The 20,377-nt window shown below is 45.4% G+C and carries 19 protein-coding genes and 1 riboswitch; of the genes, 1 reads left to right on the top strand and 18 read right to left on the bottom strand.

What is annotated here, in order from left to right:
* Nucleotides 1–4: 4 nt before the first annotated feature.
* From rlmN to AC0C66_RS00540, 11 genes are all read right to left on the bottom strand, one after another.
* Nucleotides 5–1,096, bottom strand: a complete 1,092-nt coding sequence (gene rlmN, locus AC0C66_RS00590; RefSeq protein ID WP_072183019.1) for a dual-specificity RNA methyltransferase RlmN — start codon at nt 1,094–1,096, stop codon at nt 5–7.
* Nucleotides 1,097–1,098: 2 nt separating this feature from the next.
* On the bottom strand, nt 1,099–2,442 hold the full coding sequence (rsmB, locus tag AC0C66_RS00585; protein WP_072183020.1) for a 16S rRNA (cytosine(967)-C(5))-methyltransferase RsmB: 1,344 nt from the start codon (nt 2,440–2,442) through the stop codon (nt 1,099–1,101).
* Nucleotides 2,429–3,382 (bottom strand): methionyl-tRNA formyltransferase, encoded by a 954-nt coding sequence (fmt, locus tag AC0C66_RS00580; protein ID WP_072183021.1) that lies wholly within the window; start codon nt 3,380–3,382, stop codon nt 2,429–2,431. The genes rsmB and fmt overlap by 14 nt, the downstream gene beginning before the upstream one ends.
* Nucleotides 3,383–3,386: 4 nt before the next feature.
* Nucleotides 3,387–3,869: a peptide deformylase gene (gene def / locus AC0C66_RS00575; RefSeq protein WP_014113751.1), complete on the bottom strand. Its 483-nt coding sequence runs from the start codon at nt 3,867–3,869 to the stop codon at nt 3,387–3,389.
* A gap of 26 nt (nt 3,870–3,895) precedes the next feature.
* Nucleotides 3,896–6,313: a primosomal protein N' gene (gene priA / locus AC0C66_RS00570; protein ID WP_461845555.1), complete on the bottom strand. Its 2,418-nt coding sequence runs from the start codon at nt 6,311–6,313 to the stop codon at nt 3,896–3,898.
* Nucleotides 6,310–7,530, bottom strand: coding sequence for a bifunctional phosphopantothenoylcysteine decarboxylase/phosphopantothenate--cysteine ligase CoaBC (coaBC, locus tag AC0C66_RS00565; RefSeq protein ID WP_072183024.1), 1,221 nt, complete (start codon nt 7,528–7,530; stop codon nt 6,310–6,312). The genes priA and coaBC overlap by 4 nt, the downstream gene beginning before the upstream one ends.
* Nucleotides 7,531–7,611: 81 nt before the next feature.
* Nucleotides 7,612–7,815, bottom strand: coding sequence for a DNA-directed RNA polymerase subunit omega (gene rpoZ / locus AC0C66_RS00560; protein WP_003221520.1), 204 nt, complete (start codon nt 7,813–7,815; stop codon nt 7,612–7,614).
* 3 nt (nt 7,816–7,818) lie between these two features.
* Entirely contained in the window at nt 7,819–8,433 is a 615-nt protein-coding gene (gene gmk / locus AC0C66_RS00555; protein WP_461845554.1) for a guanylate kinase, read from the bottom strand.
* 7 nt (nt 8,434–8,440) lie between these two features.
* Nucleotides 8,441–8,710, bottom strand: coding sequence for an extracellular matrix/biofilm regulator RemA (gene remA, locus AC0C66_RS00550; protein WP_003154355.1), 270 nt, complete (start codon nt 8,708–8,710; stop codon nt 8,441–8,443).
* A gap of 76 nt (nt 8,711–8,786) precedes the next feature.
* Nucleotides 8,787–9,662, bottom strand: coding sequence for a YicC/YloC family endoribonuclease (locus AC0C66_RS00545; RefSeq protein WP_461845553.1), 876 nt, complete (start codon nt 9,660–9,662; stop codon nt 8,787–8,789).
* An 82-nt stretch (nt 9,663–9,744) separates the two neighbouring features.
* Nucleotides 9,745–12,417, bottom strand: a complete 2,673-nt coding sequence (locus tag AC0C66_RS00540; protein WP_461845552.1) for a calcium-translocating P-type ATPase, SERCA-type — start codon at nt 12,415–12,417, stop codon at nt 9,745–9,747.
* A 121-nt stretch (nt 12,418–12,538) separates the two neighbouring features.
* On the opposite strand from AC0C66_RS00540, the gene rqcH reads away from it, so the two are divergent.
* Nucleotides 12,539–14,251: a tRNA modification protein RqcH gene (rqcH, locus tag AC0C66_RS00535; RefSeq protein WP_061187442.1), complete on the top strand. Its 1,713-nt coding sequence runs from the start codon at nt 12,539–12,541 to the stop codon at nt 14,249–14,251.
* 39 nt (nt 14,252–14,290) lie between these two features.
* Here rqcH and sirC read toward each other — a convergent pair whose 3' ends face one another.
* The 7 genes from sirC to AC0C66_RS00500 all read right to left on the bottom strand — a co-directional run bounded on the left by sirC (nt 14,291) and on the right by AC0C66_RS00500 (nt 20,000).
* Complete coding sequence (gene sirC, locus AC0C66_RS00530) at nt 14,291–14,779, bottom strand: precorrin-2 dehydrogenase (RefSeq protein ID WP_072183028.1); 489 nt, start codon at nt 14,777–14,779, stop codon at nt 14,291–14,293.
* Complete coding sequence (gene sirB / locus AC0C66_RS00525) at nt 14,760–15,545, bottom strand: sirohydrochlorin chelatase (RefSeq protein WP_461845551.1); 786 nt, start codon at nt 15,543–15,545, stop codon at nt 14,760–14,762. Before sirB ends, sirC begins: the two co-directional genes overlap by 20 nt.
* Before the next feature lie 2 nt (nt 15,546–15,547).
* On the bottom strand, nt 15,548–16,321 hold the full coding sequence (gene cobA, locus AC0C66_RS00520; protein ID WP_072183030.1) for a uroporphyrinogen-III C-methyltransferase: 774 nt from the start codon (nt 16,319–16,321) through the stop codon (nt 15,548–15,550).
* Nucleotides 16,322–16,419: 98 nt separating this feature from the next.
* The gene (cysC, locus tag AC0C66_RS00515) at nt 16,420–17,013 is read right to left on the bottom strand and encodes an adenylyl-sulfate kinase (protein WP_061187438.1); all 594 of its coding nucleotides are present in this window, start codon (nt 17,011–17,013) and stop codon (nt 16,420–16,422) included.
* Between the two features lie 12 nt (nt 17,014–17,025).
* Nucleotides 17,026–18,174: a sulfate adenylyltransferase gene (sat, locus tag AC0C66_RS00510; protein WP_014113740.1), complete on the bottom strand. Its 1,149-nt coding sequence runs from the start codon at nt 18,172–18,174 to the stop codon at nt 17,026–17,028.
* Between the two features lie 48 nt (nt 18,175–18,222).
* Complete coding sequence (gene cysP / locus AC0C66_RS00505; RefSeq protein WP_014113739.1) at nt 18,223–19,287, bottom strand: sulfate permease; 1,065 nt, start codon at nt 19,285–19,287, stop codon at nt 18,223–18,225.
* A gap of 11 nt (nt 19,288–19,298) precedes the next feature.
* On the bottom strand, nt 19,299–20,000 hold the full coding sequence (locus AC0C66_RS00500) for a phosphoadenylyl-sulfate reductase (RefSeq protein WP_003221498.1): 702 nt from the start codon (nt 19,998–20,000) through the stop codon (nt 19,299–19,301).
* A 164-nt stretch (nt 20,001–20,164) separates the two neighbouring features.
* Nucleotides 20,165–20,270, bottom strand: a riboswitch (SAM riboswitch).
* Between the last annotated feature and the right edge of the window lie 107 nt (nt 20,271–20,377).

The raw sequence follows: 20,377 nt of genomic DNA, 5'->3' as shown, positions 1-20,377 counted from the left end.
CTCATCACCTCGTCTCGTCTTGACGCTCCTTCGCGCGAAGCTGACCGCAGGCTGCGTCAATGTCATGGCCTTGCTCTCTTCGGATTGTGACATTTACTCCGCGGGATTTCAGCGTTTTCTCAAAAGCAAAAATCTGATCACGCGGTGTGCGCACATAGTCCCGTTCAGGCACGTAGTTTACCGGAATCAAGTTCACGTGGCATTTAATTCCTTCCAATAAGTCGGCAAGCTCTTCAGCGTGCTCAACCTGGTCGTTTACGCCTCCGAACAGCCCGTATTCAAAACTGATACGGCGTCCCGTTTTGTTAATATAATATTTAACGGCTTCCATTAACTCAGGCAGCTTGTACGCTCTGTTAATCGGCATCAAACGGCTTCTGATTTCTGTATTCGGGGCGTGCAGAGAAATCGCAAAGTTAATCTGCATTTGCTGATCAGCGAATTCGTAAATTTTCGGGATGATTCCACTTGTAGAAACCGTAATATGGCGAGCGCCAATATTCAGGCCCTTGTCATGGTTAATGATTTTCAAGAAAGCGAGCATTTCATTAAAGTTATCAAAAGGTTCACCGATTCCCATGATCACGACAGAGCTGACGCGTTCATCCGTTTCATCCAGAGCTTTTTGAACTTTGAGTACTTGAGCGACAATTTCACCCGCTTCAAGGTTTCGTTTCAAACCCCCGAGCGTTGACGCGCAGAATGTACAGCCAATACGGCAGCCGACTTGTGTCGTTACACATACAGAATTGCCATACTCGTGTCTCATTAAAACGGTTTCGATTGTATAACCGTCATGAAGCTCGAACAAAAACTTCATCGTACCGTCTTGGGAGGTTTGCTTAACAGCCGTTTTCAGCGTTGTTAACACAAAATGAGTGCTTAATTTCTCACGCAGATCCTTTGACAGGTTTGTCATTTCTTCAAAAGAAGTTACGCGTTTTTCATATAGCCATTCAAAGATCTGTGCCGCGCGGAACGGTTTCTCTCCGTTGTCTGTCAGCCATTGTTTGATTTCATCTAATTCAAAAGAATAAATAGACGGACGCTCTGTCCGCAATTCTTTTCTTGCTTTTGTTTTTTTAAGTTCTGCCATTGTTATCCCTTCTTTCTCATGCTGCAAATAAAGAAACCATCTGTTCCGAAATAATGAGGAAGGATTTGCAGCCTTCCATCCCGAACAAAGGGTCTCGCCTTTTCGGGCAGCCGCTTTTCAAGAGACAAATCGGGTTCAAAATCAGGATGTTCTTGTATAAACGCATGTATTACTTCATCATTTTCTGTCCGGTCCATTGTACACGTACTGTAGACAAGAGTGCCACCTTTTTTTACTAATGGTGCGATTTCCCTCAAGATCGACAGTTGGATTTCAGCAAGCCGTGCGCTGTCGTCAGGCTTTTTCGTGTATTTCATGTCCGGCTTTCTTCGGATCACTCCAAAACCTGAGCACGGGGCATCGACCAATATCCTGTCAAACTGTCCATTTTCAAACGTTTCTCCTGCTTGTCTCGCATCCATTGTTTTCGCGTCAATGATTGTAAGGCCAAGCCGGTCTGCCGCTTCTTTAATCAGCTTCACTTTATGTTTGTGAAGATCAAGCGATGTAACGCTTCCCTTGTTCTCCATTAATTCTCCGATATGAGCTGACTTTCCGCCGGGCGCAGCACACGCGTCAAGCACCGTTTCACCGGGCTTAGGATCAAGGGCACGGGCGACGAGCATGGAGCTCTCATCCTGGATGGAAACTTCACCGTTTTGGAAGAAATGAGTTCCAGCGATTGACCCCTTTAAGAGCTTCACCGCGTCTTCTGCGAGGTCGCCATTTTCAACTTCGATTCCCTCAGCAGCCATTTGATCAAGCAAATCCGCTCTATCTGCTTTCATTTGATTGACACGCAGTGTCTGCCTCGGCGGAATGAGATGGATGCGGCAAATCTTTTCAGCCGCATCAAATCCATACGCATCCGTCCACTCTTTTACGAGCCATTCCGGATGACTTGTCTCTGTCGCCAACCGGCGGACAGGATCTTCGATGGCGTCAAAGGTTGGAACACCTTCGCGCTGTATGGAACGAAGCACACCGTTGACAAATGAAGCAATGCCCTTGTGTCCGCGGATTTTAGCAATCTCGACCGCTTCATGAATAGCAGCCCTGTCTGGAATTTTTTCCAGATACTCCATTTGATATAAGGATAGGCGAAGAAGCTGAATCACCCACGGCTTTACTTTTTGAGGCTTATTAATAAACGGTTTGAGCATATAATCAAGCGCGATTTTGTTTTGCAATGTCCCGTAGACAAGTTCAGTCAAAAGCCCTCTGTCCTGATCACTCAGTTCATTTGATTTAATGACCGATTTCAGGAGCAGGTTGCTGTATGCCTGGTTTTGTTCTAGTTTGATCAGCGCCTCAAGGGCGATATCACGAACACTATTTTTTTTCATTGTTTACTCCTAACTTTTCACCAGCTTCAACATGAGCGCCGCGCACAAAATCCTCGCCTTTCATGCGTTTTTTGCCGGCTGGCTGAAGTTCGGTTAATAACAGGGCCGTATCGTTACCTGTGGCAACGATAATCCCTTCCTTTTCAACCGCAACGACTGTGCCGGGCTCAGCTTTTGTTGGTGCGGGTGTTTTTTTCGACGCCCACACTTTTAAGTTTTGGCCATTTAGAGTCGTATAGGCAACAGGCCAAGGATTTAACCCGCGGACCTGGTTGTAAAGCTCTTCACCCGTTCTTGACCAGTCGAGCAGCTCTTGCTCTCTTTTGATGTTAGGCGCATATGTCGCTTTCTCTTCATCCTGCTTTTCAGGTGATATGCTGCCGGCAATGACGTTTGGAACCGTTTCAGATAATAGCTTCGCGCCAGCTACGCTTAATTTATCATGCAGCGTTCCGACATTGTCGGTTTCTTCAATGTCCACTTCCACTTTTGAGATCATATCGCCAGCATCCAATTTTTCTACCATATACATAATAGTAACCCCGGTTTTTTTCTTTCCCTGCAGAATGGAGTAATGGATCGGAGCACCGCCGCGCAATTCCGGCAAAAGAGACGCGTGAACGTTAATGCAGCCGTATTTCGGACTGTCGAGAAGCTCCTTAGGCAAAATTTGTCCAAATGCTGCTGTTACAATAAGGTCAGGCTTTAATGCCAGCACTTTCTCAATTTCTTCTTTCAATCTCACTTTTTCCGGCTGAAGAACCGGGATGCCGTGACGCATTGCCTCTTCTTTTACCGGAGGAGGAGTCAGCACTTTTTTTCTGCCCTTCGGACGGTCCGGCTGTGTGACGACCCCCACTACTTCATAACCATCCTCTATCAGGGTTCTTAAAACAGGAACTGAAAAATCCGGCGTCCCCATAAATACGATTCTCGTCATCAAATCATCCTTCCATATCCGCTAGTTCATCTTCTGTATAGTATTTACTTATTTTAGATGTAAACAGCACACCGTCTAAGTGGTCCATTTCGTGCTGCACGGCTCTCGCTAAAAAGCCTCGCGCTTCCAGAATGAACGGTTTTCCCTGACGGTTAAACGCACGTACTTTGACATAATCAGCACGTGTGACATCACCATAGACGCCAGGAAAGCTCAGGCATCCTTCAATTCCGGTTTGCTCACCGCTTTTCTCTAAAATCTCGGGATTAACGAGATCAATTCTGCCGCTGTCATCCCCGATATCTACGACAGCCACTCTTTTTAAGATGCCGATTTGCGGCGCTGCCAGTCCGACACCATCCATTTCAAGCATGGTGTCGTACATATCATCCAACAGTTTTTTTAGCTTTTTATCAAAAACAGTCACGCTTTCCGTCGGTGTTTCCAAAACCTCCGCTGGATGTGTGACGATCTTTTTTACTGCCAATTTGTTACCCTCCAAGACGTGAGATCTTACATCATCATATAAGGATTCATATCAATTGAAATCATTACATGCTTTTGTTCAATTTCTCGTTTATAATGTTCCAGTATCTTCTTCAATAAAGCGGATAACTGGGTTTCCTGTTTGTATTTTATCACGCATTGATAGCGATATCTATCTTTGATCCTGGCTATCGGCGACGCGCTTGGCCCAAGAATTTTCGTGTCAGCTCCGCAGTTTGCTTTCAAAAAGTGAGCGATTTTTTCAGCCGTAACAGCTGCTTTCGCTACTTCTTCATGAGAAACAGTCACAAGAGCCAAATAGTAATAAGGCGGATAGGATTGCTCTCTCCTGTGAGCCATTTCATGCTGATAGAACGTTTCATAATCGTGCGTCTTCGTCAGCTGGATGCTGTAATGGGACGGTGTGTACGTTTGAATGATGACATGGCCGGGTTTTTCATGCCTGCCTGCCCGGCCGCTGACTTGCGTTAACAGCTGAAATGTTTTTTCGGCCGATCTGAAATCAGGAATATGGAGTGTTGTATCAGCACTTAACACTCCGACAAGTGTGACATTCGGAAAATCAAGCCCTTTCGCAATCATTTGCGTTCCGAGAAGAATATCCGCTTTTCCTTCTCCGAAAGCTGACAATAATTTTTCATGGGCGCCTTTCCTTGAAGTCGTATCAACATCCATTCGAATCACTCTCGCATTTGGCAGCACTTTTGTCAGCTCTTCCTCCACACGCTGTGTCCCCGTCCCGAAAAAGCGGATATGCTCGCTTGCACATTCTGGACAAGTATGCGGGACAGGCTCTTCATGTCCGCAATAATGGCATTTCAGCCTTTGGCCATAACGATGATACGTCATGGAAATGTCGCAGTGCGGGCATTGCGGGACATATCCGCAATCCCTGCACATCACAAAGGAAGAATAGCCCCTTTTATTTAAAAACAGCACAGCCTGCTCGCCCTTGGCAATCGTTTCTTCAAGCTTTTCCATCAATTCAACTGAAAACATTGAGCGATTGCCGCTTCTGAGCTCCTCTCTCATATCAACAAGCGAAACCTCAGGCATCACCTGATGATTAACGCGGTGCTTCAGCGAAAGAAGCTCGTACACACCCTTTTGCGCCCGTGCATATGACTCTAATGTCGGCGTAGCGCTGCCCAGCACAACAGGACAGCTGTGATGCTCAGCCCGCTTGATCGCCACCTCTTTCGCATGATAGCGCGGCATTTCTTCTTGTTTATAAGAGGACTCATGCTCTTCATCGATGATAATCATTCCGAGATTTTCAAACGGTGCAAAAATAGCCGATCTGGCGCCGACGACAAGCCGTACTTCCTTCCGGTGGATTTTACGCCACTCATCATATTTTTCCCCTATGGATAATCCGCTGTGCATGACTGCCACCTGAGAGCCGAAACGGCCCTTGAAGCGATTGACCATCTGTGGCGTCAGCGAGATTTCCGGCACGAGTACGATGGCTTCTTTTCCTTTCGCCAGTACTTTCTCAATTGATTGCAGATAAATCTCTGTTTTTCCGCTGCCTGTTACGCCGTGAAGAAGGAACACTTTATGTTCATCGTTGTCCAACGTCTGGCGTATAGGCTGAAAGGCAGCGCTCTGTTCGTCTGTCAGCGGGAGCGGCTCTGTTTTTTTGAACATTTTGTCCTGATAGGGATCTCTGTAAACCTCTTCATAGCTTTCCTTCAAAAGCCCCTTTTGAATAAGGGTTTTGATGGTCGCAGAGCTCGCGTCCGTTTTTTTGCACAAATCCGCTGCAGGGATTTTCACCCCTTCCGGCTCAGCGGTGAAAAAGTGAAGAATCGCCTGCTGCTTGGCTGCTTGGCGAGATAATCCCTCAGCCTGCTTGCTAAGCTCTTCTTTACTGGCATTTGCCTGAATATGCCTGACCATTTTTTTATTGGTTTTTTGCGCAACTTTATACGTCACATCAATGCTGCCTTTTTGAACATGCTTTTGAATCAGTTTCAGCGTATCGTGATCGGGTATATCCGAATACAGAAGAGTCTTTGTTTCAGAAAACAGCCGTTCCACTTGCGGTGGTAGATCGGCACCGTGTGCGATCTTTAATTCTTTTTCATATTTCGCCTTTAATGCGGCAGGCAGCATCGCTTGAAGCGCCGTTATTTTAAAAGACAGCGTTTTGTCGGACAGCCATGATGACAAATTCATAAGCTCCTCTGTCAAAACAGGTGTAAGATCTAATAAATCCTCTACCTCCTTGACAGATTTCCCCGAGAGATCAGATGCTTCTTTCACAGCTGTCACAAACCCTTGAATTTTACGGGGACCAAACGGGACAATGACTCGCATGCCCGTTTTGATCATGCCTTTGAGATGGTCTGGGATTTTGTAATCAAAAGGCCTGTCTATATTTTTGGTGCTGACATCAACGATGACTTCGGCAAAATTCATGAGCGCTCTCCGGTTTGTTTTGAGAGGGCTGCGATTTCCTGAAGGATTTCAAAAGAAACATCAAGCTTCGACATGATCGGAAGCTTGCGTTTGCGCCCGTCTTTGAAAAAAATTGTTACGATATTCGTATCAGCACCAAAACCGGCCCCATTTGCTTTCACATCATTTGCCACTATCATATCAAGATTTTTGGCAGCGAGCTTTTTACGGGCATAGTGTTCAACGTCTTGTGTTTCAGCTGCAAATCCGATCAACAGCTGCTGCTTCTTTCTCTCGCCTAATTCTTTTAAAATATCGACCGTTCTTTCCAGTTCCAAGGTCATACCGCCGTCTTGTTTTTTCATTTTATGGTCAAATACTGTTTTCGGCGTAAAATCTGCTACCGCAGCTGTTTTGATGACAATATCACTCGAGTCATACACGGAGAGCACCGCTTCGCGCATATCCGCAGCCGATTGAACAGGGATAAACTGAGCAAGGCCTTTCGGCTGATCCAGTGAAACAGGGCCAGAGATTAAAGTTACCCGTGCGCCGAGCTGGACAGCCGCCTCCGCTAATGCGTATCCCATCTTGCCCGTTGATTTATTGGTGAAAAATCGAACAGGATCAATCGCTTCCCGTGTCGGGCCAGCTGTAATGACCACATGTTTGCCTTCTAAAGGAGCGATTTTTTCTTCAGCAAAATGCTTTTCGGCTAGCTTCACGATATTTTCAGGCTCTTCCAATCTGCCTTTTCCTACGTAACCGCATGCTAAATAACCCTCGCTCGGCTCAATAAAACGATAGCCATCCTGATAAAGAACAGAGATATTTCGTTTAACTGCCGGATGGTCATACATGTGAACATTCATCGCCGGCGCGATCCACACGGGAGCCGTTGCTGCTAACAATGTTGTCGTCAGCATATCATCAGCGATACCGTTTGCCAGTTTTCCAATCACATTAGCCGTAGCCGGCGCCACGATAACCAAGTCGGCCCAGTCTGCGGCATCAATATGAGAAATGACGCTTGGATTTTGTTCTTTAAATGTATCTGTATAGACTTCGTGGCGGCTCAATGCCTGAAATGTCAGCGGTGAAACGAATCGGCAAGCTGATTCAGTCATAATCACTTTGACATTTGCTCCTGCCTGAACCAGCTTGCTCGTTAATGCACAGGCTTTATAAACAGCGATGCCCCCGCTCACGCAAAGTAACACATTTCGATTGTTAAGCAATGACTTCTCCCCCTCTGCACTTTACAAAAACCGCACGGAAAAAAATAACAACCTACATGATATAGGTTGCTACTTGTGCTACTATTCGCGGTCTTCCTTTTCAAACGAAAGCAGGCCTGCATCAATTTCTTCTAAAGCTTTGCCTACATATTTGTGTGAAATCGTATGTTCAATCATTTGGTCTTTTTTGATTTGCATTTCTCGGGCACGTCTCGCAGAAACAGTCACGAGCGTGTATTTGGAATCTAATTTATTCATTAAAGAGTCAATTGATGGATCTAACATTAGTTATTCAACCTCCAGCATTTTCTTATATCTAGGCGCAACGCGCTCGCGCTTCAAATGTTCAGCGAGAACGATTGCTTTGATTTTATCGCAAGCCGTTTCGACATTATCGTTTTCGACGACATAATCATAAGCATCCATCATTTCGATCTCAGCTTTTGCGGCTTTCATTCGATTTTCAATCAGAACGTCTGTTTCCGTTCCTCTTGTCACAATTCTGTTCTTCAGTTCAGAAAGGCTTGGAGGCGCAAGGAAAATAAACAAGCCTTCCGGGAAAGCATTTCTCACTTGAAGAGCGCCTTGAACTTCGATTTCTAAAAAGACGTCTTTTCCATCTTGAAGCGTCTGTTCAACATAATCGACAGGCGTGCCGTAATAATTGCCGACATACTCTGCCCATTCAAGCAGCTTGTTGTCTGCAATCATTTGCTCGAATTCTTCTCTCGTTTTGAAGAAATAATCGACTCCGTTCACTTCGCCCTCTCGCGGACTTCTTGTGGTTACTGAAATCGAATATTCAAATTTTGTGTCTTCCTGCGAAAAAATCGCTTGCCGAACCGTTCCTTTACCAACTCCTGAGGGACCTGAGAGAACGATTAATAACCCTCTTTCTTTCATGCGGCAATTATCCCTGCCCTTCATCCATAATTTCTTCTTTAACAGAAAGTCTGTGTGCAACTGTCTCAGGCTGGACGGCAGATAAGATAATGTGATCACTATCCATGACGACAACTGCACGGGTTCTTCGTCCGTATGTAGCGTCAATTAGCATTCCGCGGTCTCTTGCATCCTGAATCATCCGTTTGATTGGCGCAGACTCCGGGCTGACAATCGAAATCATCCGATTAGCGGAGATAATATTGCCAAATCCGATATTAATCAGTTTAATCGTCATCTTCTACGTTCCCCCTGTAAAATAGACGTCTCTAGTTTAGCCTAGTAAGACCGTCTGTAAACAATACGCACAGTCACTATTCTATATTTTGCACTTGTTCTTTTATTTTTTCAATAGAACTTTTCATTTCGACGACAAGCTTTGTGATCTGATGATCATTTGCTTTTGAGCCAATTGTATTTGCTTCCCGATTCAGCTCCTGAACGAGAAAGTCGAGTTTGCGCCCGACAGCTCCGCCACCAGCTAATATATCACGAAACTGGGCGAAGTGGCTCTTCAGCCTGGTAATCTCTTCAGTAATATCAGAGCGGTCTGCAAAAATTGCACATTCTGTTACAAGCCGGCTCTCGTCTAATACATCTTCAGTCCATTCTTTTATTCTAGCGTACAGCCGTTCCCGATAACGAGATACGACATCCGCTGCCAGCAATTCAGTTTCTTTCACCAGCTCTTCAAGCTGATCAATATGCTTCAGGCAGTCTTTCGCTAAAAGCAGCCCCTCTTTTTCACGCATTTTACAGAGACCTTTTACCGCTTCCTCTGCAGCAGCGGTGATTAACGCCTCCAGCTTGTCATTTTTCGTCTGTTCTTCATGAATCTGGACCACATGGTCAAGCTTAAAGAAATCCATTACATCAGGCTCTGCAGACAATTGATACCGCTTTTTCATATTTCCCGCAGCTGCGACAAACTCATCAAGCAGCGCCCAATCAATTTCAAGCCTTTTCTCTACAAGCATATCGCTGTCAACTGATACGAAAAGCTCAATTCTTCCGCGCTGGATATGCTGCAGAATGGTCTGTTTCAGCTTATCTTCAAAATATAGCAAAGGCCTTGGCAAACGAGCGTTCACTTCTTTAAACCTGTAGTTCACAGATTTAAGTTCAACGCTTACAGAGAGATCATCTTGTGTTTTGCTTGCACTGCCGAAGCCTGTCATACTTCGTATCATTTTAAAACACCCAATTCTTCCCTGTTCTCATAATAAAAGGGCAATAGACATGCTATTACCCCTAAGATTATATCATATGAATTTATTTTTTTCTTGTCAAAAGTGACCCAGCCAGCAAAAAAGTAGGGATGGCGGACATGCCGATGACGAGCATCCAGTCTCCAGGCGTGATGGCAACGGTATGGAAAATTGGCTGAAGCGGCGGATAGTAGATCACAACAAGCATCAGCAAAATTGATGACAATACTGCGCCGAGTAAGTATAGATTTTGAAACGGATTTCTGGAAAAAACAGAGGTCTCGCTGCGACAGTCAAAAACGTGAATAAGCTGAGCCAGCACCAAAGTGGCAAACGCGATCGTCTGGGCATAAGCCAAATTCTCCGGATTCCGGTGATACACAATGATAAACGCTAAAATAGTGGCAGCTCCGATCAAAAAACCTCTGGAGACGACCTTCCATCCAAGCTTGCGGGCAAACACCCCTTCTTTCGGATGACGGGGCTTCCGTTTCATCACGTCTCCTTCCGGCTGATCCATGCCGAGAGCCATTGCCGGCAATCCGTCCGTCACCAAGTTGACCCACAAAATCTGAATCGGCACGAGCGGCAAAGGAAGGGCAAGCAGCATCGCAAACAGCATGACAAGAATTTCTCCGACGTTAGAAGCCAACAGATATCTGATAAACTTTCTGATATTTTCATAGATGTTTCTGCCCTCTTTTATCGCAGATTTGATCGTTGCAAAATTATCATCCACGAGAACAAGGGATGACGCTTCTTTGGCCACATCTGTCCCTGTAATACCCATAGCGACTCCGATGTCAGCTTGTTTAATGGCTGGGGCGTCATTGACGCCGTCTCCCGTCATCGCCACAATATGCCCGTTTTCCTGATAGGCTTTTACGATTTTCAGTTTATGCTCAGGAGAAACGCGGGCAAATACATACACATCCTCCACCACATTAGAAAGTTCTACTTGAGAAAGTTCATTCAGCATCTTGCCGTCCATGATTTTGCCGTTTTTCGGAAGGAGGCGCAAGTCTTTCGCTATCGCTTTAGCTGTCTCCACATGATCGCCTGTAATCATAACGGTCTTAATTCCTGCTTCACGGCATTCTTTAATCGCCTGTCTGACTTCCGGCCGCGGCGGATCAATAATGCCCGAAAGACCGAGCATCGTCAGATCTTTCTCAGCCTGCTCCATAGACGGTGTTTCACCTGCTTTTATCGGCCTGTAGGCGACCGCAATCGTTCTGAGCGCCTGGGATGCCAGATGTCTTAATACCGCCTCTGTTTCTGCTTTTCTCTCATTTGAGAAAAGAGCTGCTGAGCCGTCATAAAAAATACGGGAAGAGCGTTGCATCAGTACATCTGGTGCACCTTTTGTAATGATATACCGCTTTCTGTCCTGATCCTCTACAATGACAGTCATCATTTTCCGTGCTGAATCAAACGGAAACTCTTCAATCACCCGGTAATGAGAGTCAACAAATTCCTTGGAAAAACCGCCTTTTCTTGCCGCGGTGAGCAGCGCTCCCTCTGTTGGATCTCCGTCAAGCACATATTCGCCGTCTCTTTTCTCAATATTGGAGTTGTTACAAAGCGCTCCGAACAGGAGCATCTGCTGAAGCGGTATATGCTCATTCACACTGACCTCTTTTTCGTTCAGTGTGAAGCTTCCTTTCGGTTCATAGCCTGCCCCCGTCACTCTCCATGTTTTCCCTCCGGACCAGACATGTGTCACCGTCATTTTGTTTTGCGTCATTGTCCCTGTTTTATCCGAACAAATGATAGACGCACACCCAAGCGTTTCAACCGCAGGGAGCTTTCTTACGATTGATTTTTGCTTAATCATTCGCTGTACGCCAAGCGACAGCGCCACAGTTACAATCGCCGGGAGCCCCTCCGGAATCGCGGCTACTGCTAACGACACACCCGCTAAAAACATGCTGTACAGATCGTGACCCTGGATAACACCGACAGCAACGACAAGTACCGTCAGAAGCAATGCAACAACAATTAAAATCTTCCCGAGCTGCTCCAGTCTTCTTTGCAGCGGGGTTGACAGTGTCCCTGCCGATTCAAGCATGTCGGCAATTTTGCCCATTGCCGTATTCATTCCGGTGCCGACGACGACCCCGACACCGCTGCCACGGGTCACAATCGTTCCCATAAATGCCATATTCGTAATATCGCCGAGCGAAACATCCGGTTTTTTCAATTTATCGGCATGCTTCACAACTGGGATGGATTCCCCAGTCAGTGCTGATTCTTCTATTTCAAGGCTTCTTGCTTCGACAATTCGAACGTCTGCTCCAATCCTGTCACCGCTCGTAAATTTCACAATATCGCCCGGCACAAGTTCCTTAGAAGGAATCTTTGTCCAGCTTCCTTCCCTGAGCGCCATGACATGCGGTGTTGAAAGCTCTTTTAAAGCCTGAAGAGATTGCTCAGCCCGCCTTTCTTGAAAGAAACCGAGTATGCCATTCACAAACACAATCGCAATAATCGCAACCGCGTCTACGTATTCACCAAGAAATCCTGAGATTAACGTTGCCGCCAAAAGCACAAGCACCATAAAATCTTTGAACTGCGCGAAAAACAAGAGAAGCGCTGATGTTTTTTTTCCTTCTTGCAGCTCGTTTGGTCCATGCTTATCGAGGCGTTTTTTCACCTCTTTTTCTGTTAATCCTTGTTTCATGGACGTATTGGTTGCCTCTAGTAAATCTGTTTGTCCCATTTCATGAAACTTCATTCCGCTCGTCCACTCCCCTGCTCTCTTATAGAGATATCACTCTATAAGCATGCTTATTCTGACTCGTCCCATTTCATGCTATAATTATCGAATGCAGGAAGAATGAGAGGGTGTATTGCATATGTCGTTTGATGGCATGTTTACATACGGAATGACACACGAACTTAACGAGAAAATGACGGGCGGACGAATTACGAAAATCCATCAGCCATATAAGCACGATGTGATTTTTCACATCCGCGCCAATGGAAAAAACCAAAAACTATTATTATCGGCACACCCGAGCTATTCACGGGTGCACATCACGACGCAAGCTTATGAAAACCCAAGCGAACCTCCAATGTTTTGCATGCTGCTGAGAAAGCATATCGAAGGCGGATTTATTGAAAAAATTGAACAAGCGGGCTTAGACCGCATTATGATTTTTCATATCAAAAGCCGGAACGAAATTGGCGATGAAACCGTCCGAAAGCTTTATGTAGAAATTATGGGACGCCACAGTAATATCATTTTGACAGACGGAGTAGAAAATGTGATCATCGACGGGCTTAAGCATTTATCGCCGTCAATGAATAGCTACCGTACAGTACTGCCTGGCCAAGATTATAAGCTTCCGCCAGCCCAGAACAAAATCTCTCCGCTTGAGGCGACAGAAGACGATATTTTACGTCATCTCAGTTTTCAAGAAGGACGGCTGGATAAACAAATTGTCGAACACTTTTCAGGTGTGTCTCCGCTCTTTGCCAAAGAAGCGGTTCACAGAGCGGGTCTAGCCAACAAAGTCACACTGCCAAAAGCATTGCTGGAGCTTTTTGCCGAAGTAAAAGAGCACCGCTTTATTCCCAACATTACAACCGTAAACGGAAAGGAATATTTTTACCTGCTGGAGCTGACTCATCTAAAAGGCGAAGCGCGCCGTTTTGATTCATTAAGCGAGCTGCTCGACCGTTTTTACTTCGGAAAAGCTGAACGAGACCGGGTCAAACAGCAGGCCCAGGATCTTGAACGGTTTGTTGTCAATGAACGGAAGAAAAATGCAAACAAGATCAAAAAATTAGAGAAAACACTGGAGTATTCGGAAAACGCGAAGGAATTTCAGCTTTACGGGGAGCTTTTAACTGCTAATTTATATATGCTGAAAAAAGGTGATAAACAGGCTGAGGTCATCAACTATTACGATGAAGAAAGCCCGACAATCACGATTCCTTTAAACCCGAACAAAACGCCTTCTGAAAACGCTCAGGCCTACTTCACGAAGTATCAGAAAGCGAAAAATTCGGTCGCAGTTGTCGAGGAGCAAATCAGGCTGGCGCAGGAAGAGATCGAATACTTTGATCAGCTGATTCAGCAGCTTTCGTCCGCTTCTCCTCGAGATATCAGCGAAATCAGGGAGGAGCTTGTGGAGGGCAAATATTTACGCCCTAAGCAGCAAAAAGGACAGAAAAAACAAAAACCGCATAACCCGGTTTTAGAAACATATGAATCCTCTTCAGGCCTGGCGATTTTAGTGGGGAAAAACAACCGCCAAAATGAATATTTAACAACAAAAGCGGCAGCCAGAGACGATATTTGGCTTCACACGAAGGATATTCCAGGCTCCCACGTTGTAATCAGAAGCAGCGAACCGGATGAGCAAACAATTATTGAAGCCGCGACAATTGCAGCTTATTTTTCAAAAGCCAAAGATTCAAGTTCAGTGCCTGTAGATTATACAAAAATCAGGCATGTCAAAAAACCGAACGGCGCGAAGCCCGGCTTCGTCACCTATGACAGCCAGCATACCGTCTTTGTCACACCTGATGCAGATACTGTCATCAAGCTGAAAAAAAACTGAGCATCATAAAGAAAAAGCCAGGGCATTGTGTGCTCTGGCTTATTTCTTTCTTCTTACCTGATAAAGCCTGTCAACTTCAGTGACAAAATCGCTGTCAATCAGCTCATCCACTTTTTCTGCCAGCTCCTTTGTGTGCTTTGGACTGGCTCCGTTTGTAGAAACTGACACCGTGACATGCCCTCTTTTTACGATTTTCGGTATGTACACGTTGCCAAGCTCAGCTTCACTGACACAATTGACAAGCTGAAAAGGTGAAGCGGTTAGAGCAATTTCTTTGTTCACTGTCGCATTATCCGTCGCGGCAATAATCAAAAAAGCATCGAGATAATCTTCTTTTTCAATCGTGCGGCTGATCCATCTGATACGGCGATTGTCTGCCATCTGCTTGATTTCCGGTTCAACATCCGGACTGACAAGCGTAATATCAGCTCCCTCAGAAAGCACCGTTTTCAGCCTTCTGAGAGCGATGCTGCCGCCGCCCGCAATGACAACCTTTTTCTTTTCCAGGCTAATGTGCAGCGGGAGCATATGAACCTCCGTCAAAATCAAATTGTCCCTCGGGATTTTCGACAGTTTCTCTTACACGGTTCAAAAATGCGTTTTTCACATGAGGGTGGAAACCGATATAGGAAGAAAGGTAGACATTCGGATTATCAGCCTTTAATGTCTGAACCTCTCGTTCGATTTCATTCATCAGCATGCCGGTAAAAAGCAAATATGGAACGACAAAGGTTGTCACGCCGTCATCTTTTTTAAGTTCTGAAAAAACCTCTCTGTAATTCGGGCCGCATGCTGTCAAAAAGCACGGGATGACTTCCTTCACCGGAATCATATTTTGAAGGAGATTGGCAATACCGGTTACGTCTCTTTTTACATCGGGATCTGAACTCCCCCTCCCGATGAGCACAACTCTGGCATTTTCATACGGAACACTTATGTCTTTCATTCGATGATATACAGCTTTGACTACTTCTTCGTCAATCCCGATCGGCTTTCCGTATGAAACGCGGACCGAAGGATATCGGGATGCAGCACGCGCAATTTCTTCGGGAATATCATGTTTTGCATGTGCAGCTGTTAAAAGAAGCAGAGGCACCACTGCGATATGAGTGGCGCCTTTCTTCACACATGCTTCAAACCCTGTCTCAATTGTCGGCTCCTGAAGCTCTAAAAAGCTGATTTCCTGTACAGGCGCAGAGACGTGCGCCTTGCATCCTTCCAAAAAGGCTGCGGCTTCTTGCTGCGCCTTTTTTATCCGACTGCCGTGACCGACATATAAAATTGCTTGCTTCATTTTTACAACGCCTCGCTTAAATCTTGTTTTTTCAGCTCAGATTCAAACCATTCCAGCTTATAGTGATAATTTACAACATTTCCAATGACAATTAAACTCGGATTTTTAATGTCTTCTTTTATCACCGTTTCTGAAAGGGTGTCAACTGTACAAAAAACAGATTTTTGCTTGTCCGTTGTTCCCCAGTGAATAAAGGCTGCCGGCGTAGAACCGTCCCGGCCGTTTTCAAGAAGTTTTCTTTCAATCTGCTGCACGTTTTTGATACCCATATAGATGACAAGTGTATCAATTCCTGTAGCCAGCGCTTTCCACTTTTCCTCAAAATCTTCGTCTTTTTTATAATGCCCCGTTACAAAAGCGACGTTAGAGCCCGCATCCCGATGAGTAACAGGAATCCCGGCATAAGCGGCTGCCGCAATTCCTGATGTAATGCCGGGGATGATTTCAAACGGAATTCCGTTTTCAGAGAGGCATTCCGCTTCTTCCCCTCCTCTGCCGAACACAAATGGGTCTCCGCCCTTCAGTCTGACAACGGTTTTCCCTTTTTGCGCATACTTCACAAGAAATCGATTGATGGTTTCCTGCTTCATCGTATGAAAATCTGGAAGCTTCCCGCAGTAGATCAGGTCTGCTTGCTCTTTGGCATATTGTAAAATCTCTTTATTTACTAATCTGTCATATAAGATGACATCAGCTTTTTCAATGGCTTTCAGCGCTTTAATTGTGAGCAGATCAGGGTCTCCGGGACCCGCTCCTACAATATATACTTTCCCCATCGTATTTCCCCCGATCTATTCGAGTTCTTCCAGAACATTCGCTGTGATGTTGTTCTCGCTTGCATTCCGGCATCTGAGAAGAACACAGCAGATCACATTTAGCTCAATTTTTGTTTGACAAACTCGATCAGCTGATTTTTGCACGCTTCACGGTCATGCTGTCCTGAATCAAGAACGAGCTCCGGTGCTTCCGGCTCTTCATAAGGAGAATCAATTCCCGTAAAGAACGGAATTTCCCCGTTTCTAGCTTTTTTGTAGAGCCCTTTCGGATCTCTTTGTTCACAAATATCGAGGTCGCATTTAATGTATACCTCATTGAATTCGCCTGCTTCCACAAGCTGGCGAACCTGTTCTCTGTCCTCGCGGAAAGGAGAGATAAAAGCAGTAATCACAATGGTGCCCTGCTGAACAAAAAGCTTTGCCACCTCTCCGATTCGGCGGATGTTTTCTTTTCGGTCTTCATCAGAAAAACCAAGATCCTTATTTAAGCCGTGACGGATATTATCCCCGTCCAGCACAATGACTTGGTAGCCCTGCTCAAACAATTCTCTCGCAGCTGCATTGGCAATGGTTGATTTGCCTGAACCGCTTAACCCTGTCAGCCAGAGAATGGAGCTTTTGTGCTTGTTTTTTTTCTGATACTCTTCTTTTGTAATAGAGGCTTCATGCCATACGATATCGCGATTTGTCACTGCCAGTCCTCCTTAAGATACGCCTGCTTCTTCTTTTTTCTTCATACCTTTGATTAACACTTCTACGACTTCTGCGCGGCTGAATTCTGCAGGAGGCAGCACACCGTCTCTCAGCATGCCTCTTACCTTAGTGCCTGATAAGATGACGTGATGTTCTCTGCCGTGAGGGCACGTTTTCGCCGTTCCCATATTTCCGCATTTTTCACAGAAGAAGCTGTGCTCGAATTTCAGCGGTGTAATCCCGAGCTCTTCAGGTTTAAATGTGTCAAACAGCTCCTGTGCCTCGTATGTTCCGTAATAGTCACCTACACCTGCGTGATCGCGGCCGACAATAAAATGCGTGCAGCCGTAGTTCTTTCTGACAAGTGCGTGGAAAATGGCTTCTCTCGGTCCCGCATAACGCATCGCCGCTAAGAAGACGCCGAGGAACACGCGGTCTTTCGGGTAATAATTGTCAAGAAGCACTTGGTAGCTTTCCATCCGCACATCAGCTGGGATGTCATCAGATTTTGTTTCACCTACCAGCGGGTTTAAGAACAAGCCGTCTACTGTTTCAAGAGCCGTTTTTTGAATGTATTCATGCGCTCTGTGAACAGGATTTCTTGTTTGGAAACCAACAATGGTTTCCCAGCCTTTTTCCGCAAACTGGCGTCTTGTTTCCGCCGGTTCAAACGTAAACTCAGGGAACTGTTTTGAAGCTTTTTTAGTCAATGTGATTGGTCCGCCGACGTATGTATTGCCGCGGCTGAAAAGCTTTTTAACACCCGGGTGCTCCTGCTCATCCGTTTTATACACATTGACAGCTTCTTTTTGTTTGTCAGGCACGTATAGGTCTTCGATTTGGATAACGCCGTATGTTTCTCCTTCATACGTTAACTTTACCGTTTCACCGACTGACAGTTCCGCTGCTTTTTGCGCATCAACCGGAAGCGTGATTGGAAGGGACCAGACAACGCCGGAAGAAAGACGCATGCTTTCGACAACAGATACGTAATCTTTTTCATTAAAGAAGCCTTCGATCGGGCTGTATGCACCGATTCCGATTAATTCCAAATCTGCGAAAGAAATCAAATCAAGTTCAATTTCTTTTTGAATGCTGCTCACATCATATGATTCATCTACTCTGTTTACTAATGTTCCTCCGTGTGGTGCTAAGCTCATAATATCGATTTCCTCCTAGTTAACATATAAAATAACTCAGATTAATGATCAGATTCCCCCGCCTTGTTCGTGGACAGAGCGTCTCTCTTTACGTATGGCCTTCGTCAGGCTGACGGCACCGCCCGCCGCTAAAAGCACACTTACCATGATAAAGATTGAATAATAATCCGCTTTTAAAAACAAGGATACAAGCAGATAAGAAATTGATAAAGATAAAAACGGCGATACAATCCATACCTTCAGCATCGTTTGAACAACTTGTTTATGGAACACGTTCGGACCGTTTTTTGCCATGCCTATTCCGATAATAGACGATGACGTGACTTGCGCCAAGGGCACCGGCATCCCAAATACAGAACTGATGATCACCAGTCCGGCTCCTGTACCGGATAAGAGAATGCCTTCTCCTTTTGAGAATCTCGTAATTTTCTTCCCGTTTGTTTCTAACACCCGCCGGCCTAATAACAACGCGCCAAGAGCAACAAAAGCTCCCCCGTATAAGGTTCCTTTCGTTACATCCAGCACACCGGCCGCCACTAACGGGCCAACGGCATTCGCCACATTGTTCATACCGGCAGAGAATGCTTCAAAAAATCCGGCACCTAACAAAACAATGCCAAGGATTTTTTGCTTTTTAGAAGATTTAATTTCAATCTTAAAATAACGAAACAGCTTAGATACAAAATATGTGAAACCGAAAGCGAACAGCGGGACAAAAACCCAAAACGACACAATGACCAGCAGGTTGTTCACAAACAATACTTTGTAAGCCACTCCCACGCCGACAACTGCGCCGACTGTTACTTCACTTGTCGACAAAGGAATGCCGAGAAGATTAGCCGTAAAGAGCGACAGCGCAGCGGCTCCAATAATGATGCAAACAATCGTCAGTGTAATCGTCTGCTCGGGGATAATCCCGGAGCTGATGGTTTTTACAACCTCGCCCCCGCCAATGACCGCCCCGGCCAGCACACCGACTGCGCATAGGATCAAAGCGTAGGTTTTCTTTTTAATGGCTCCAGAGCCGTAAGCAACTCCCATCGAAGCTGCAGCGCCGCTTGCACCAATATTCATCGCGAAAAACAAGCTAAATAAAATAGCGGCTAGTTCCATTTTGCAGCTCCTTATTCATGCAGTCCGCATTCTGTTTTCGCCATACCATTCCATCTGCCTGAACGTAAATCCTCTGCGGTAAAAGCAGGAGCCGTGCAAGGCGCGCAGCCAATACTAGGATATCCTTGATCATGAAGCGGATTGTAGTCCAGCTCATTCCGGGATGTGTATCTCCAAATGTCTTTCCAAGTCCAATGGATAAGCGGGCATACTTTTACTGATTTGAATTTTTCATCTTTGTTTAAGAAATTCGTATTGGCACGGCTTGGCCCTTGATCGCGGCGCAGACCGGAAAGCCAGGCTGGATGTCCTGAAAGCGCCTCTCTTAAAGGAACAACCTTTCTAAGATAGCAGCACTGATTCGGCTCTCTTTCCCACAGTTTGTCACCATGTTCTTCGGCTTGCTCCTCAAGGGTAAGGTCTGGTTTTTTCAGGATGATATTAAGACCCGGATAACGCTCTTTCACTCGTTCAATCGTTTCATAGGTTTCTTTAAAATGAAGTCCTGTATCAAGAAACACAATCTCTGCGTCTTTTTTTACTTTATAAATTAAGTCAATCAGAACGATTCCCTCAATTCCGAAACTGCAGGCATAAACAAGCTGATTGCCGTAATGGCCGTATGCCCACTTTAAAACTGAAAGCGCTCCTTTATAAGGGTCGTCTTCCGGAAATGTAATCGTTGGTTCTTCCCAATTATCGTACGTTAACATTTCTTCTTTCCTCCTTTCGGAGACAAACAAACAGTAGCTTTCTGCCGGTTGTCTTTTCCCAATTGTAATGTGATGCGCGGCTGCTGTTATCACAAACAGCCTTTTTTCCTCTTAAAATAAAAAACTTTCAATCCGGCGGAAAGAAAGACAGGAACAGCATGTAGCCCTTATCTTTCAAAATGGAATTCATTTTGCTGGAAGTAGCACCTTACAAACTATGCAGGTTGCCGGGCTTCATAGGTCCAGTCCCTCAGCCGCTCTTGATAAGTTTTTAGATTTGTAGTAAATTTTAGCACAATTCTAACATAAGTCAACCCGACTTTTTTTATAGGATTAATAAAAAAACAGGCCGAGTGGCCTGTTTCCAAGTACAACAA

This window comes from Bacillus sp. VA13 (assembly GCF_055710085.1).
This window is presented reverse-complemented; position numbering and strand designations above follow the sequence as displayed.